Origin of the sequence: Bradyrhizobium sp. LB8.2, assembly GCF_040548035.1 — a bacterium.
Classification (GTDB): Bacteria; Pseudomonadota; Alphaproteobacteria; order Rhizobiales; family Xanthobacteraceae; genus Bradyrhizobium.
On record NZ_JBEPQV010000080.1, the window covers coordinates 1 to 1,176 of the forward strand.

Sequence of the window (1,176 nt, forward strand, 5' to 3'; positions counted from 1 at the left end):
TCGAATTCACACATATTGCGGAGGAATTTGATTGCTGATTCCGTGAGTTGAGTGATGATTCGCGGGAGCGAGCGATGTCTGGGATGGATTACGGTCTGGGTCGGTTTGGCGACGCGCGGCTGGAAAAAGGGGGGCGCATTTGCATGCGGCGCTTGTTGCACGGCCGGGCTCGTGCATCCGTCAGCTGGCGCAACGCAACCGCGCGCGTGAGATTCAGTTCACGCGCTTTCTTCGCAACGATGCAGTGACGGCAGAAGAGATCGCCGGCTGCGCGGGAGAACGCACGGCGGGGCGTGCGAGAGGCCGTGATGTGGTCGTGGCGCAGGATACGAGCGAGCTTTCGCTGGGTGGGCAGCGGGCGAAAGCGAATGGCTACGGACCGGTTGGGAAAGGCGGGGCGCTGCGTGGCCTGTTGCTGCATGCAGCTCTGGCGATCGATGCCGGCAACGGTGGGGTGATCGGCCTTATTGATGCGAAGGTATGGAACCGCACGGGCGGCAAGGCCAAGCATCGACGGTCGCGGACAACGAAACAGAAGGAATCACAACGCTGGCTCGATAGCACGAGGCGCGCGGCGGAGGTTCTGACGGAGGCTGCGACCATCACGGTGGTGTCGGACCGGGAAAGCGACATCTACGCGCACTTCGCGTTCCGTCCGTCACGGGCACATCTGATCGTGCGGGCATGCCAGAACCGGCGGATCGAGACGGGCGAGGAGGAGCAGCAGATTGATTTGCTGTTCTCTCATATCGATAGCCTGCCCGAAGCAGGTCGGCTCAAAGTCAACGTCCCCGCGGCTCCGGGACGCAAGGCACGCAGCAGCGAGCTGGCAGTCCGCTTCTCGCCTGTCGCCCTGTGCAAGCCATTGCACGGTGCGGCCGATCTGCCCGAGGCCGTCACCTTGACCATGGTCGATGTGCGCGAGACATCGACAGCGGAGGGCGGCAAGCCGATCCATTGGCGGCTGCTGACGACCCATCCGGTCACAAACCTGGTCGAAGCGCGTCGTATCGTCGATCTCTATCGAATGCGCTGGGTCATCGAAGAATACTTCCACACGCAGAAGACCGGGGGCTTCGATATCGAGGCAGCTGACATCAGCGATCCCGAGGTCATGATCAGGTTCGCCACTGCCGTCGCCGTCGCGGCCGTATCGGTGATGCAACTGGTCAAGGC

The 1,176-nt window shown here is 62.5% G+C and carries 1 protein-coding gene; it reads left to right on the forward strand.

The features are described 5' to 3' along the window. Positions 1-139: 139 nt before the first annotated feature. On the forward strand, positions 140-1,176 hold a 1,037-nt coding region (locus ABIB06_RS38825), incomplete at its 3' end, for an IS4 family transposase (protein WP_354125702.1).